Raw genomic sequence first — 14,929 nt, 5'->3', positions numbered from 1 at the left:
CCGCTCATTTACTCGGTAAGTGAGGCGGAAATTCTGGAGTGGGACGCCGGCAAGGCATTGCGCCGCTACGACATCGCGATCACTCGCCTTGGCGTGAAACAGGAGTAGAGCAGGATGGCAGACAGTAAGTATTCGCTGTCCGGTGCGGCAAGCATCGAATTGCCGCAACTGGGCAGCGCCTCTGAAACGTCGGGCCTGAACCTGGCACTGACCACGGCCAGCCTCGACATCCGTCTGCTGGTGTCTGAACAGGTCAAGCTTCGCGAAGCGCTGGCGTTGTTGAACATTGCCCTGTCGTCGCAGCAGTCGCTGCTCAAGGCGAATGCTTCGGTGCCCGCGGCAAGCAGTGAACCAAAGTCCAAGTTAAAGGCTGAGGTTGATCAGCGCACGCCGCCGGATTTGCTCAAGTCGGCGATGGCGACCGAATTGGCGATGGTTGAGCTCAACCAAGTGCTGAAACTGGACAACGTCCAGTTGCAGAAACTGTCGGAGGCCAACCTGAAAATGGCCACTGACAAGCAGGTTGCTCCGAGCGGGGCAACGGCGGTTCAACTGGCTCAGGTCGAGTTGGCGGCGGCGAAGGCGGGTATCGGGGACGGGCTCGACCCGGCTAAAAAGCAGGACGAACTGCTGAACTTCACCCGAGATAGCGCGGTGACGGCGTCGGCGTTCAATCTCGACGTCAAGGCCGCCAGCGAGATGCTGTTGGGTTGGCGTAATTCGATGAAGCTGGATCGCGGACAAAGCCTGAGTCTGGCGGATGCAACCAACCATCTCGGCAACAGCGGTCTGAATGTCAAAGCGGCAGACATCGGTTCTGTGGTGCAACGCAGTGGCGAGGCGGGCATCGCCGCGGGCATGACGCCGGAACAGATGGCGGCCCTCGCGGCGGCGTTCTTGAACAGCGGCGCGGACAAGTCCGGTGCCGGTGAGGCTTTGAAAGGTTTCACCACGGTTTTGGCCAAGGGGGACGCGGCTTCACCGGAACAGCGCAAGGCTTGGTCTGACCTGGACGGCAAATTCAATCCAGGGATGTTGGCTGATGGCCTGCGCAAGGACGCGCCGGGAACGATCAACCTGGTGCTTGAAGCACTGAAGAAAAAACCTGCAGAAGAACAGCAGTCACTGACCAAGACATTGTTTGGTGATAACGCGGCGATTCTTGAACTGTTGAAAAAACCGGAAGACGTCCAAAAGGCTTTTTTACTGGTGTCCGAGCGGACATCCGACGGGACGTTGCCGAAGTTCAACGGTTCCGTAGCGAAATCCGCCGAGGCGCTTGGGGAAACCTCGCAAGGGCGCTGGAATGCGCTGGATGCGAGTAAGAACCGGATGTTCGCGGCGGGCGGCAATGCCCTGGCGCCGTTGACTGATGGTTTGATGGTGTCGCTCGGCGCATTGGCCGATGGCTTGAGCGGGGTCGCTGAAGCACAACCGAAAGCTACTGCAGGATTGCTGGTGCTCGCGGGAGCCATTGCGTTGGCGCGTGGTGCTGAAATCAAGGTCGCGATGGCCTCGGCCATCACCGCCGCAGCAACAAAACTTCTGGTTCTGGCAGGTGCGCGACCGATTTCCGAAACGGGGGATCTGACAGCCGATGCCAAGGAACGCGGTCGTAAGGGCAAAAAGCAATCCCGAGGCGCAAGGGCCGGAAAAAGCGCAGCTCCTGGAAAAGCCGCGATCAAGCCCATCCCAAAAAGCGCAGCCAAACTGCCACGTATGTCGACCGGGAGTCGCTTGCTGGGTGCCGCCAGAATGGGCTCGGCAGTCACCAAGCGGGTCGCGCCGCTGATGCTGCTCAGTGCTGGTTACGATGCCGTCAAAGGCTTGCAGGCGGGTGATACCAAAGCGGTCGGCGGGGCGCTGGGCTCGGCCGGTGGCGGACTCGCCGGTACTTATGCTGGCGCTGCTGCCGGCGCCCTGATCGGCAGCGTGGTGCCTGTTCTGGGCACGGCGGTCGGTGGCGTAATCGGTGGTTTGTTGGGGGGAATGGCGGGCAGTTGGGGAGGGGAATGGCTGGGTGAGAAACTCGCTACACCCGCCGACAAGCTCGCCGCTCCAGATCAGGTCAGCAAAGACCTGACCAACGCCCAGACGAGTAATCAACAGAACACGGTTAACGCGAACATCTACATCAACGGCCAGGATCAGGCCAGCGCCAGTCAATTGGCGAACCTGGTTGTGCAACAGATCACGGGTCAATTCGGACTCATGACCATGCCCAACTCACTCGCCATGCGAAGTGATGCGGCCCTGACTGATGGAGGTACGTGATGCGTCAGCAAATGGCACTCGGCAGTTTCATTTTCGGCCTGTCCAGAAACTTCGCTTACCACAGTCTGGTGCGCACCTCGGACGGCGGCTGGAAGAGCATCGACATCCTCACCAGCAAACCCAAATCCAGTCAGGTCGGCCAAGGCCTGCAAGGGCTGACGATAACAGGCAAGTCGATGTACGCGACCGCCATGGATCGGCTCGATGAGCTGCGTGCCTTGCAGGCGCTGCGCATCCCTTTGCCCTTGGTTGACGGCATCGGCCGCAACTGGGGTCTGTGGCAGATCAACAAGGTGTCGGAAACCCAAAACAACATCCTTGATGACGGCACCGCGATGGTGGTCGATTGGATTATCGAGTTGACGGAGTTCGCCAATGCGTAGGGTTCGAAGTATCGCCGGTGATTCGGTGAATCTGTTGCTGTACCGCGAGCTTGAGCGTGGTGACGATGCCACCGAAGAAGCGCTTTGGCGTCTTAATCCGGAGCTTGCCGAATGGGGGGCAATATTGCCGGCGGGGTTGTGGGTTGTGCTGCCGGAAGTGGATTCGAAACCCGTCGCACCCACACCGGTTTCGGCCTGGGATTAAGGAGGCAGCATGTCACTGGGTTTCACGCCTGCTGTGGAAATTTACGGCGCGAATGCTGCGCTGCTCAACGAACGATTAATCAGTTGGACACACATCGACGCAGCGGGAATTGAATCCGATCAACTGACGCTCGTGATCAGTCTGGATGGGCTTGAAGGGTTGCCCAGCCTGGGCGGAAAAATCGGCCTGCGGGTCGGTTATCTGGAATCGGGGCTGGTGGATAAAGGCGAGTTCGTCATTACCCGGCGCACGCCGACTCTGTTTCCCCTGCGTCTGACGCTGGTGGCCACGGCGGCGCCGTTCAGTGCGACGGATCAGACCGGGTTCAAACAGCGCCGATCGGTCAGCCATGGTCCGACGACCTTGGGTGCCTTGTTCCGCCAGTTGACATCCAGGCACGGGTTTTCCCCTCGTGTGGCCCCGGACCTGTCGCTGATAAAAATCGCGCACATCGACCAGTCCAACGAAACCGACATGGGTTTTCTGACGCGACTGGCCTACCTGCATGATGCCGTCGCCAAACCGGTCAACGAGCTGTATGTGCTGGCACGGCGCGGTCAGGCGAAATCGTTATCGGGCAAAGTTCTGCCGACCATAAAGCTGTCGGTGACGACCAACAATCGCCCAGGCGATCACGCCTTTATCTCCGCCGTCCTGGATGAAACCGCCCGGGCGAAATACCAGGGCTGCAAGACCAGTTGGTGGGACGCGGCGGCCGGTAAAGTGCGGGTCGAGGAGAGCGGCATCGCGCCGTTCAAGACCCTTCGCCAGCGGTTTCAGAGCGCGGACGATGCCCGGGCCGCCGCCGAAGGCGAGACCCGCCGGATGATGCGCGAAGCACTCAAGGTGACGGTCGAATGCCCTGGCAATCCGGGGTTATCCGCTGAAGGGATCGTTTTGCTGGACCCCACCTGGCCGGATTTCATGCGCGGGCGTTGGTCAATCGACAAAGTCACCGCCAGCGGCGACCGGGAAAAAAGCTATCGCTGCAAGATTGACGCGACCTGCCTGGACGCCAAGGCATAGCCCACACCCAAAATCACCCCCGCCCCGTAGCAGCTGCCGAAGGCTGCGTTCGGCTGCGCAGCAGTCGTAAATCCTGATACCCGGATTTGTCTGAAACACCACGTCGCCTGGTTCACGACTGCTGCGTCCGAACGCGGCCCGAGCCGAACGCAGCCTTCGGCAGCTGCTACAAAAATTTGCGTCGCTGCTCACTCATTTCATTCGATTCTGGAGCGCCCTCATGAAGATCACGCCGATCCTCACGCAGCTGCGTGAGCAATGCCCGACCCTGGCCAATCGTGTGGCGGCGGGCATTGACCTCACCACCCTGCAAGCCAACAACCCGCTCGCCACGCCTTGCGCCTACGTCGTCCCCATCGCCGATGTGGCGAGCAAAAGCGTGGCGCAACACCTGATGCTGCAACCGATCCGCGACCGCTTCGAAGTCACCCTGGTGCTCGACACCACGGACGCCGCCGCAGCGCTGGATCAACTGCACGACCTGCGCGCCGAACTGTGGCGCGCACTGGTGGGTTTCAAGCCCGGCAATGACTACAGCGCCATCGCCTACGACGGCGGCGAACTGGTTTCCATCAACAGCAGCCGCGTGCTCTATCGCCTGCGCTTTTTCGCCGAATTCCAGCTCGGCCGCAATCTGCCGGGGCAACCGGCGCAGAGCTGGCACGAGCGTGAACTGGACGGCTTGTCGTCCTTTACCGGGGTCACCGTGCGGGTCGATGCGATCGACCCGGCGGACCCCAATCTGCAACGCCCGGGCCCCGACGGGCGCCTGGAACTGACTTTCTCTGGAGACGTAACCCTATGAGCAAACGCATCACCGTGCTGCCGGCCCCGGGCCGTGTCGTGCCGGACCCGGAAGCGGGCGATCTGTTGCCCCTCGAGGGCCGTGAAGTGCCGGACAACGCCTGGTGGCGTCGACGTCTGGCCGATGGCGATATCACTACCAAAGCCGTGAAAGCGGCGAAACCACAGGGAGCCAAATAATGGCGATCGGATTCAGCAACATCCCCGCGGACATTCGTGTTCCGCTGTTCTATGCCGAAATGGACAACTCGGCCGCCAATAGCGCGTCGTCGGCCATGCGCCGCCTGATCGTCGCTCAGGTCAACGACAACATTGCGCCGGCCGATGCCGGCAAACTGGTGCTGGTGTCCAGCGTGGCGCTGGCCAAAAGCATTGGCGGCCAGGGCTCGATGCTCGCCTCGATGTACGAAACCTGGCGCAAGACCGACCCGATCGGCGAGATCTGGTGCCTGCCGCTGCACAGCACCGAAGGCAGCATTGCCAAAGGCGTGCTGACTCTGACCGGTGCGGCGACCCAAAGCGGCGTGCTCAACCTGTACGTCGGCGGCGTTCGCGTTCAGGCGGCTATCGTCAACGGCGCCACCGCGGCGCAAGCGGCCACCGCCCTGGCGTTGAAAATCAATGCCAGCGCCGATCTGCCGGTCACTGCGGCGGCGGTCGGAGGTGTGGTCACCCTGAGCGCCAAATGGACTGGCGACAGTGGCAACGACATCAGCCTGCAATTCAATCGCCTGGGCAAGAGCAACGGCGAAGAAACCCCGGCCGGCCTGACCTCGGCGATCACCGCCATGACCGGCGGCGCCGGTGTGCCGGATCAAGTGGCTGCCGTGGCGGCGCTGGGCGATGAACCGTTCGAGTTCATTTGCATGCCGTGGTCGGATCTGTCGACCCTCAACACCTGGCAAGCGGTCATGGATGACAGCACCGGTCGTTGGTCCTGGGCCAAGCAATTGTTCGGTCACGTCTACAGCGCCAAACGCGGCACCGTCGGTACGCTGGTGGCGGCAGGGCAAGCGCGTAACGACCAGCACATGACCATCCAGGCGCTGGAACCGGGCGTACCGCAACCGTTTTGGGTGCAGGCCGCCGCACTGGCTGCGCGCACCTCGGTGTTCATCTCGGCCGACGCCAGCCGTCCGACCCAAAGCGGCAGCCTGCCAGGTCTCGACCCGGCCCCGGCGAGCGAGCGGTTCACCCTGACCGAGCGTCAGTCGCTGCTCAACTACGGCATCGCCACCGCGTATTACGAAGGCGGCTACGTGCGCATTCAGCGTTCGATCACCACCTATCAGAAGAACGCCTACGGCCAGGCAGACAACTCCTACCTGGACAGCGAAACCATGCACCAGTCGGCGTTCATCGTGCGTCGTCTGCAAAGCGTGATCACCAGCAAATACGGTCGCCACAAACTGGCCTCCGACGGCACCCGTTTCGGCGCCGGCCAGCCAATCGTTACCCCGAGCACCATTCGCGGTGAGCTGATCGCCCAGTACGCCAAGCTCGAACTGGAAGGCCATGTGGAAAACGCCGAGCTGTTTGCCGAATACCTGATCGTCGAGCGCGACACCCAGGACCCGAGCCGGGTCAATGTGCTGTTCCCGCCGGACTACATCAACGGCCTGCGCGTGTTCGCGCTGCTCAACCAGTTCCGTCTGCAGTACGACGACGCAGCCTGATCGCTGCCTTTGACTGTGTGAATTCGGCCCACCGCGCGTGGGCTTTTTATTTGAAGGGAGAAACACCATGGGGCAACTGATTGCGGGCACCTGCTACGTCAAAGTGGACGGCGCTCAACTGACCATCAACGGTGGCTGCGAAGCACCATTGATGGCCGTTAAACGGGAAACCGTCGTGCCGGGCTTTTACAAGGAAACCGACATCGCGCCGTCGTTCAAAGTGACGGCGCTGCACACCGCAGACTTCCCGCTCAAGCAACTGATCGCAGGCTCCGACATGACCGTCACCTGCGAATTCAGCAACGGCAAAGTCTACGTACTGGCCGGCGCCTACCTGGTGGAAGAGCCGGTATCCAAAGGCGATGACGCCACCATCGAACTGAAATTCGAAGGCATCAAGGGGACCTGGCAATGAGCAACGCCGTGAAGCTTCAAGTTGCGATCGAAGCCCACGGCGAGCCCTTGACCGAGCTCAACCTGCGCCGCCCGACGGTGCAGGAAGTGCGGGCGATCAAGGCGCTGCCGTACAAGATCGACAAGAGCGAAGAGGTCAGCCTCGACATGGACGTCGCGGCCAAATACATCGCCGTGTGCGCCGGCATCCCGCCGTCATCAGTCAACCAGCTGGATCTGGCTGATCTCAACACGCTGAGTTGGGCGGTCGCGAGTTTTTTCATGAGTGCGGCATCGGAGCCATCACCGACCTGATCGCAGTCGCCTATGACCTGGCCTGGTTCTGGAAGGTTGACCCCGAACAGATGATGGCCAGGCCACTGGATGTGCTCCGCGAATCGCTGGAGCACGCGCAACGGATCAATGCGATGCAGCAGGTGCAGTGATGGCAGACACACAAACGAAAGGGAAAACATCGGTGCTGCTCACGGGCATCGACGAACTGTCACCCAAACTCGGCGCCCTTCGGGAAAAAGTCGAGAGCTTCAAGAAAAACCTGGAGCAGACCGGCCTCGGCAAACTGGACATCAGCGGTCTGTTCAAGGGCGGTAGCGTGATCACGCCGTTCGTGGATGCAATCAAGGTGTCCGACGCGTTCAAGGGCAAATTGACCGAGGTCAGCGAATCGGCTGAAGGCGTTGATTTACCGAAGGCGCCGGCAAGCGCTACGCAAAACATGAATGTGTTCAGTCGCTCGATGGAGCAGGTATCGATCGCGGCCAACACGGCCTTGCAGCCTGCTGTCGCGACCGTAACGGCAGGTCTTCAACCGTTGTTGGTTGGATTTGGCAGCCTGCTCGATGACAACCCGAAACTGGTCGAAGGGCTGGCGGCAGGTGCCATCGCATTTTCGGCAATGCAAACGGCCGTGACTGGCGCGACGCAAGTGTTCGATCTGATGAGCATGGTGCTCAAGACCAATCCGATCATGCTGATTGCCATGGGCATTGCCATGGCGGCCGGTGTGATCATTGCCAACTGGGAGCCGATTTCGACGTTTTTCGCCGGGCTCTGGCAAAAGGTTGTCGGTTATTGGGCTCCGATCAGCGGCGTTTTCTCGGCAATTTTTGATCAAGTCAAAGCAGTCGTGAGTGCGGGATTCGACTTCCTCAAGGCGTGGTTTGCCTGGACGCCCTACGGAATGATCCTGAACAACTGGGGGGCCGTTGTCGGTTTGTTTGCGGCGATCTGGGATCTGCTCGTGGCACTGACTGTGCCGGTGAAGGAGAAACTGCGCAGCCTGTTCGACTGGGTGCCGCTGGACGCCATTGCCGCCGCTTGGGATCAGGTCCCTGCCATGTTCTCGGGCTACTGGGAGTCGATCAAGCTTGGAGCGCAGGCGTTCTTTTCCTACCTCAGCGGGCTGTTCACTTGGTCGCCCTTGGATGCACTGAGCGAAACATGGGCATCTGTGGTTCAGTTTTTCAGTGAAAAAGCGGAAAAGCTCCGGGCCATTCTGGCGCCCATCCAGGAGATGCTTGGCGGTAGCTTTGGTGGTTTTATCGCCCAAATTACCGGCAAGGTCGAAAGCTTCACCGAGGTGCAAAAGAAAACCAATGCTGAAGGCAAGGGGGAGTTTGCGCCGGTGGCGGCGTTCATCAATGCCGCTTCCGAGCAGCCCTCAAACGCGCTGGCGACTCCCGGCAGTTTGCCGCTCAAGTCGTCGTTGTTGCAGCCCGGTTCTCTGACTCAAAACTCCAACGCCTTGATCCAACAAAGCGCCGCCAACAATCGCACGCAACTCGAAGGCGGCCTGACGGTTCGCTTCGAAAACGCGCCGGCCGGGCTGCGCACCGATCAACCGCAAACCAATCAACCGGGGCTGTCGCTCAACTCGCGCATCGGCTACCGCTCACTTTCCCTGGGAGGCTCCAATGAGTTGGCGTGACCGTTTGTTGCCGGCGTCCTTTCGCGGTGTCGGTTTCTGGGTCGATCAGGCGAAAACCCCGGTCGGTAAAAAGGGCCAGTTGCACGAGTATCCGCAGCGGGACCTGCCGTTTTTCGAGGGCCTTGGCCAGCAGGCGAAGATCCACGATCTGACGGCGTTCATCGTCGGCCCCGATTGCCTGGAGCAACGCGACAAGCTGCTCAAGGCGCTGGAGCAGGGCAGTGGTGAACTGGTCCACCCGTGGCTGGGACGGCTACAAGTCAAGGTCGGCGAATGCGACATGACCCACACCCGCCAGGACGGCGGGCTGGTGACCTTCGCGCTGAAGTTTTACCCCGATGAACCGCTGCCGTTTCCGACGGCCACGATCAGCACGCAGAAGGTGCTGCTGGCCAAGGCCGACACTTTGCTGGGTTCGGCGGTGGCGCGGTTCGAAGAGGTCATGATCCGGATCCAGGCTGCGCGGATAGGTATCAACAATCTGCGCAACAGCCTGACCGGGGTGTATGACGTGATCAAGGAACAGCTCAAACCGTTGATCGAGGAGTACCGGCAGATCACCGAGCTGGTCAAAGCGGTCAAGGAGCTGCCCAAGGAAGTGGCGGCGGAATTCAAGGGCTTGCTCGGCGATATCAAATCGCTCAAGGACTTCGCGAAGGAGGGTTATCGCGGCGTGATTGCCGACGTGTCCCAACAGCTCGAAGCCATCCGCAAGGCCGATGCGCCGAAGCTCACCACCGGCAAGGACACCACGGCCGCGGCGCAAGCCATGGCCGATCTGGTACAGGACACGCTGCTGGTCAAAGTGGCGCAATGGGTCGCCTCGATGCCGGTCGCGTCGACACCGGTGAAACTGTCGTCGACACCATCGCTGGAGCAGCAGGCGAACCTGCCGGTCACCCGGCAGGAAGTGCCGGTCACCGACGATTTGAAAGCGCTGCAAAAGGCGCTTGTCGAGGCGATCAACCCGATGCTGGACAAGGCCAGTCCCGCGCATTATCAGGCCATCGACGATGTGAAGCAGGCGCTGCTTGCGCATCTCAAGGCAGTGGCTTCGTCGGGTGTACGACAGGTCAGCAAGTCTTTTCAGGAAAGCCTTCCGGCGCTGGTCGTGGCGTACAAGCAATTTGCCGACGCAACGCGGGTCACCGAAGTGATTCAGCGCAACGGGATTGCCCATCCAGGGTACGCGCCGAACGATGTGAAAGTCTCCGGGAAGTGAACCATGAACGAGATGGATAACCGCGTCACGTTGACGGTCGGCGGCCTGGAATACGGTGGCTGGAAAAGCGTGGAAATCACGGCGGATCTGGAGCGTCAGTTCCGCACCTTTAAACTCAACATCACCTGGCAATGGCCGGGACAGACCGTGGACAAGCGCATCCAGCCCGGTGATGCCTGTGAAGTGCGCATCGGCCAGGATCTGGTGCTGACCGGGTATGTGTTCAAGGCGCCGATCAGTTATGACGGGCGACAGATCAGCCTGAACATCGAAGGCAGTTCTTGTACTCAGGACCTGGTGGATTGCGCCGCGACCAACCGCCCGAACCAATGGCATGAGCAATCGCTGTTGAGCATCGTCGAAGCGCTGGCGATTACCTACAAGGTCTTTGTGGTCAGTGAAATTCCCGAGACCGCCCGGCTCAGCAGTCACACCATCGTGCCGGGGGAAACGGTGTTTCAATCCATCGACCGATTGCTGACGTTGTTCCGGGTGTTTTCTACCGATGATGCCCAGGGCCGGTTGGTGTTGGCCCGGCCTGGCAGTGGTGGCCGAGCCAGCGATGCGCTGGAGTTGGGCAAGAATATTCTGTCGGCCAACGCGCCGATGGATTACAGCCAGGTGTTTTCCGAATACCGGGTCATCGGTCAGCAAAAGGGCACGGACAAGAAGAGCGGGGCGGCGGTCAGTGAGGTTGAAGCGGTGTCTGCCGACCTGAGCTACAAGCGTCGGCGGGTCACGGTGATCAACGAAGGCATGCAGATCAATCCCGATCTCGCCTTGCAACGGGCCAACTGGGAAAGCGCCACCCGCGTCGGCAAGGCCAAAACCACCACCTATCAGGTGCAGGGTTGGCGGCAATCCAACGGCGATCTGTGGCGGCATAACACGCTGGTGCGGGTCAAGGATCCGGTGCTGGGGTTCGATGACGACATGCTGATTTCCAAGGTGACCTACTCGTTGTCGGCGCAAGGTTCGGTCACCACCCTGCAAGTCGCACCGCCGCACACCTTCGATGCCAATCCCGAGCCCCCGAAGAAAACCTGATAGCCCCTTAAAAGGTCGCAGCCTTCGGCCTCGCCCCTCCAAGGAATTCAACATGAGCCTACTGACACGCCTCCTGGCGCGCGGCACTGTCGTGCTCGCCAACTCGGCCACCAAGCTTCAATCGCTGCAAATGCGCCTCACCGCCGGCGAAGTGAACGACGACATGGAGCACTTCGAACCCTACGGTTTCACCAGCAATCCACTGGCCGGTGCCGAAGGTGTCGCCACGTTTCTGGGCGGTGATCGCTCCCACGCCATCGTGCTGGTGGTCGCCGACCGCCGCTACCGCCTCCAGTCCCTGGCCGCGGGCGAAGTGGCGATCTACACCGACGAAGGCGACAAGATCCACTTCAAGCGCGGGCGGATCATCGACATCGAAACCGCCACCCTGAACATCCGCGCCAGCAGCGCGGTGAACATCGACAGCCCGGTGATCAACCAGACCGGAAAAATCGTCTCCACCGGCGATCAGATTGCCGGTGGCATCAGCCAGATCAAACACGTACACGTCGGCGTGCAAGCGGGCAGCGGCCAGACCGGCGTACCGGCGGGAGGGCAGTGATGTTGATCAGTCAAAACCTCCACGCCGCACTGACCCGCGCAGTTCTGATCAGCCTGTTCACCTGGCGCCGGGCCGCCGATGACGATGCCCTCGACGACGAAGAGCGTTTCGGCTGGTGGGGCGACAGCTTTCCTACGGTGGCCGACGACCGCATAGGTTCGCGGCTGTGGCTGTTGCGCCGGGTCAAGCTGACCCGCCAGACCCAGATGGACGCCGAGTTCTACGCCCGCGAAGCCCTGCAATGGCTGATCGACGACGGCCACTGCAGCGCCATCGACATCATCAGCGAACGCCTCGACGCCCAGCGCCTGAACCTGCGCACGGTCCTGACCCTGGCCGACGGCGAACGCCTGGACATCAACCCCGATAACAGTTGGCAGGTGATCTATGCCGTTTGAAACCCCTTCGCTGCCGGTGCTGATCAAGCGCACCCAAAGCGACCTGGCCAGCGATTCGCTGCGCCAGTCCGATGCGCAAGTGCTGGCCCGCACCCTCGGTGGCGCCGCCTACGGCCTGTATGGCTACCTGGACTGGATCGCCGAGCAGATCCTCCCGGACAAGGCGGATGAGTCGACCCTGGAACGGATCGCCGCACTGCGTTTGAACCAGCCGCGCAAATCCGCACAAGCGGCCAGCGGCAGCGTCAGCTTTACCGCCAGCGCCGGTGCCGTGCTGGATGTCGACACCCTGCTGCAATCAAGCGACGGTCGCACCTACAAAGTGACCGCCGCGCGCACCACCAGCAACGGCCTCAACAGCACCACCATCGCCGCGCTCGAAGCCGGTAGCCTGGGCAATGCCGAGGCCGGCATGACGTTGATTCCGGTGCAACCGATCCTGGGCATTGCCGGTAACAGTTTCACGGTGCTGGCACCGGGATTGACCGGCGGCATTGCGCGGGAAAGCCTGGAATCCCTGCGCTCCCGGGTCATCAGTTCCTATCGCATCATTCCCCATGGCGGCTCCGCGCAGGACTATGAAACCTGGGCGCTGGAATGCCCCGGCGTGACTCGCGCGTGGTGTCTCGGCAGCTACCTTGGTCCTGGCACCGTCGGGCTGTTCATCATGCGCGATAACGACCCGGAACCCATCCCGACCGCCGCGCAACTGGCCGAAGTTCAGGCTTACATCGAACCGCTGCGCCCGGTTACTGCCGAGTTGCACGTGCTGGCACCAGTGCAAGTGCCTGTCACTTACCGATTGAGCCTGACCCCGGACACCACCGCTGTGCGCGCCACTGTCGAAGCACAACTACGCGATCTGCATAACCGCGAGGCGGGCCTCGGCGACACGTTGCTGCTGACCCACATCGCCGAAGCCATCAGCAGCGCCACCGGCGAAAACGACCACAAACTCTTGTCGCCGATCGCCGATGTAGCAGCAGCCAACAACCAGTTGCTGACCTTTGGAGGTTGCGTATGGCAGGCATAAGAACCGCCGCGCAATACCACACCCAACTGCGCAGCCTGCTGCCCAGCGGGCCGGCCTGGGACCCTGAACAAGTTCCTGAACTCGAAGAAGTGCTCGAAGGTGTGGCACTGGAGCTGGCCCGCCTCGACGCCCGCGCCGCCGACCTGCTCAACGAAATGGACCCGGCTGGGGTCAGCGAACTGGTACCCGATTGGGAGCGGGTAATGAACCTTCCCGACCCATGCCTGGGCGCCACGCCACTGTTCGATGACCGCCGCCTGGCCGTGCGCCGGCGACTGCTCGCAGTCGGTAGTCAGACCATCAGCTATTTCGTCGAGATTGCCCGCACCCAAGGCTACCCGAACGCCACCATCACCGAACTCAGGGCGCCGCGTATTGGGCGCTCGCGTTTCGGTGCGGCGCACTTCGGTACCTTGCAGGCGCAGTTCATGTGGACCCTCAACACCGGCGGCCGCCTGCTGCTTGGGCGGCGTTTCGGTGCCAGCTACTGGGGCGAGCGTTTTGGCATGAACCCGGGCAATGCCTTGGAATGCTTGATACACCGCAGCGCACCAGCGCATACGCTGGTTTACATCAATTATGACTAGAGGATAGAAAAGTGGATTATCCAAAGAGTGTGCCCGGCGTTGGGCTAGTGAATGGACAGTTTGTGGATGAGAGCCCGGTCACCGGGACGCCGGGATCTTTGATTCCGTCGACATGGGGCAACGCAATCACGAGCGAGGTGTTGAATGTGATTGCAGCGGCGGGAATGGCACCCAGTGAAGTTGACCTGACGCAGTTGCTGAAAGCCATCGGTACCCTTGGCCAATCTGCTGCAAGCAGCTTTGCCATCGACACCGGCACGGCCAATAACTACGTCTGCAACTTCACGCCGGCGATCACCGCCCGCGTCGAAGGCCAGCCCCTGCGCTTCAAGGTCAAGACGGCGAACACTGGCGCCTGCATGATCAACGACGGCCTGGGGGCCGTCGCTATGGTTGGGGGTGCCCATTCAGCCCTTCGAGGTGGCGAGCTGGTCGCCAATGGTGACGCATGGGTGCAGTGGAACACCTCTATCGGCGGCGGCTCATACATCCTGCTGTTCTGCACTGGCGCGGCTGAGCAAATCGCTCCAGCAACGCAAAGCCAGCACGCGGCCCAACTGGGCCAGATAACCGGCAATGTCACCAGTATCAGTGCGGATACCACGCTGACCGCCGCGCAGAGGGGGTTGGTCATTATTGACGCGACGGCGTCTAACCGGACGATCACGCTGCCTGCCGCCAACACGGCACTTGGCGTGACTGACTTCATTGTTCGTCGCTTGGATAACACCGCCAATACTCTTGTTGTCACTGCGTCAGGGACCGACAAAATCAAATTTCACACCCACCTGAATGCGGCTGGATATTCATTCTTGGTCCTGATGGGGGCGTGCGATTACTGGCATTTGCGCAGTGATGGCGCGGGCAACTGGTGGCCGATAAGTCGTTACGACGGTACTCCGCTGGGTCGGTCGGTACTTGAAACCACGTCCTCGTTTAATCCCGGTGGTTACGGCGCCATGAACGGTGCGCTGTTGGCGCGGGCCTCCTTCCCCTGGTTGTGGGACCACGCGCAACAGTCAGGAATGCTGACCACGGAAGCCGCTCGCGCCGGCATGGAGGGTGGATGGACTTCTGGCGACGGTGCCACCACGTTCCGTTGTCCAGATGCCCGGGGGCGATTCCAGCGCCCCGCTGATGAGTCTCTCGGAATTGACCTGAATCGTGCGGCGGGTAGCTCGCAGGCCAGCCAACTCGGATCTCACAACCACTCCCTGCCCGGTGCAGGCACATTTGGCACGACAATGATGGGTGGTGGTACTAACAACTACGCGCAGTGGGTTGCCGGGGCCTCGGGGTACGCCGGAGGTTCTGAGACTCGCCCGATAAACATTGCCTACCCGGGCCGAATTAAATTGATCTGAGGTGTTT

Annotated in this window: 17 protein-coding genes; all 17 read left to right on the top strand. The window is 61.1% G+C overall.

Annotated features, from left to right (window positions below):
- The first annotated feature begins 114 nt into the window (after window positions 1-114).
- The 17 genes from LOY36_RS22530 (at window position 115) to LOY36_RS22450 (ending at window position 14,922) form a co-directional block, all read left to right on the top strand.
- Window positions 115-2,274, top strand: coding sequence for a phage tail tape measure protein (locus tag LOY36_RS22530; protein WP_258671037.1), 2,160 nt, complete (start codon window positions 115-117; stop codon window positions 2,272-2,274).
- Entirely contained in the window at window positions 2,274-2,657 is a 384-nt protein-coding gene (locus tag LOY36_RS22525) for a phage tail protein (protein WP_019647827.1), read from the top strand. The genes LOY36_RS22530 and LOY36_RS22525 overlap by 1 nt, the downstream gene beginning before the upstream one ends.
- Window positions 2,650-2,862, top strand: a complete 213-nt coding sequence (locus LOY36_RS22520) for a tail protein X (RefSeq protein ID WP_018926977.1) — start codon at window positions 2,650-2,652, stop codon at window positions 2,860-2,862. The genes LOY36_RS22525 and LOY36_RS22520 overlap by 8 nt, the downstream gene beginning before the upstream one ends.
- Window positions 2,863-2,871: 9 nt before the next feature.
- A complete protein-coding gene (locus tag LOY36_RS22515; protein WP_258671036.1) occupies window positions 2,872-3,888 on the top strand; it encodes a contractile injection system protein, VgrG/Pvc8 family in 1,017 nt (338 codons plus the stop codon).
- Between the two features lie 220 nt (window positions 3,889-4,108).
- Window positions 4,109-4,693, top strand: coding sequence for a hypothetical protein (locus tag LOY36_RS22510; protein ID WP_258671035.1), 585 nt, complete (start codon window positions 4,109-4,111; stop codon window positions 4,691-4,693).
- Complete coding sequence (locus tag LOY36_RS22505; protein ID WP_007907211.1) at window positions 4,690-4,872, top strand: DUF2635 domain-containing protein; 183 nt, start codon at window positions 4,690-4,692, stop codon at window positions 4,870-4,872. Before LOY36_RS22510 ends, LOY36_RS22505 begins: the two co-directional genes overlap by 4 nt.
- Window positions 4,872-6,368 carry a phage tail sheath subtilisin-like domain-containing protein gene (locus tag LOY36_RS22500; RefSeq protein WP_258671034.1) on the top strand — a complete coding sequence of 499 codons (1,497 nt, stop codon included), beginning with the start codon at window positions 4,872-4,874 and terminating at the stop codon, window positions 6,366-6,368. Before LOY36_RS22505 ends, LOY36_RS22500 begins: the two co-directional genes overlap by 1 nt.
- Before the next feature lie 67 nt (window positions 6,369-6,435).
- Window positions 6,436-6,783 (top strand): phage tail tube protein, encoded by a 348-nt coding sequence (locus tag LOY36_RS22495; RefSeq protein ID WP_018926973.1) that lies wholly within the window; start codon window positions 6,436-6,438, stop codon window positions 6,781-6,783.
- A complete protein-coding gene (locus LOY36_RS22490; protein WP_018926972.1) occupies window positions 6,780-7,076 on the top strand; it encodes a phage tail assembly protein in 297 nt (98 codons plus the stop codon). Before LOY36_RS22495 ends, LOY36_RS22490 begins: the two co-directional genes overlap by 4 nt.
- A gap of 130 nt (window positions 7,077-7,206) precedes the next feature.
- Window positions 7,207-8,709 (top strand): phage tail protein, encoded by a 1,503-nt coding sequence (locus tag LOY36_RS22485; protein WP_258671033.1) that lies wholly within the window; start codon window positions 7,207-7,209, stop codon window positions 8,707-8,709.
- Complete coding sequence (locus tag LOY36_RS22480) at window positions 8,696-9,931, top strand: DNA circularization protein (protein WP_258671032.1); 1,236 nt, start codon at window positions 8,696-8,698, stop codon at window positions 9,929-9,931. Before LOY36_RS22485 ends, LOY36_RS22480 begins: the two co-directional genes overlap by 14 nt.
- 3 nt (window positions 9,932-9,934) lie before the next feature.
- On the top strand, window positions 9,935-10,978 hold the full coding sequence (locus tag LOY36_RS22475) for a phage baseplate assembly protein (protein WP_258671031.1): 1,044 nt from the start codon (window positions 9,935-9,937) through the stop codon (window positions 10,976-10,978).
- Window positions 10,979-11,030: 52 nt separating this feature from the next.
- Entirely contained in the window at window positions 11,031-11,540 is a 510-nt protein-coding gene (locus LOY36_RS22470; protein ID WP_019647835.1) for a phage baseplate assembly protein V, read from the top strand.
- Window positions 11,540-11,938, top strand: a complete 399-nt coding sequence (locus LOY36_RS22465; RefSeq protein WP_003222234.1) for a phage GP46 family protein — start codon at window positions 11,540-11,542, stop codon at window positions 11,936-11,938. The genes LOY36_RS22470 and LOY36_RS22465 overlap by 1 nt, the downstream gene beginning before the upstream one ends.
- Window positions 11,928-12,971: a baseplate J/gp47 family protein gene (locus LOY36_RS22460; protein ID WP_258671030.1), complete on the top strand. Its 1,044-nt coding sequence runs from the start codon at window positions 11,928-11,930 to the stop codon at window positions 12,969-12,971. The genes LOY36_RS22465 and LOY36_RS22460 overlap by 11 nt, the downstream gene beginning before the upstream one ends.
- Window positions 12,959-13,558, top strand: coding sequence for a YmfQ family protein (locus tag LOY36_RS22455; RefSeq protein ID WP_258671029.1), 600 nt, complete (start codon window positions 12,959-12,961; stop codon window positions 13,556-13,558). The genes LOY36_RS22460 and LOY36_RS22455 overlap by 13 nt, the downstream gene beginning before the upstream one ends.
- 11 nt (window positions 13,559-13,569) lie before the next feature.
- Entirely contained in the window at window positions 13,570-14,922 is a 1,353-nt protein-coding gene (locus tag LOY36_RS22450; protein WP_258671028.1) for a phage tail protein, read from the top strand.
- Window positions 14,923-14,929 lie beyond the last annotated feature (7 nt).

It is taken from the genome of Pseudomonas sp. B21-019, from assembly GCF_024749225.1.
In the GTDB taxonomy this organism is placed as follows: domain Bacteria; phylum Pseudomonadota; class Gammaproteobacteria; order Pseudomonadales; family Pseudomonadaceae; genus Aquipseudomonas.
This window is presented reverse-complemented; position numbering and strand designations above follow the sequence as displayed.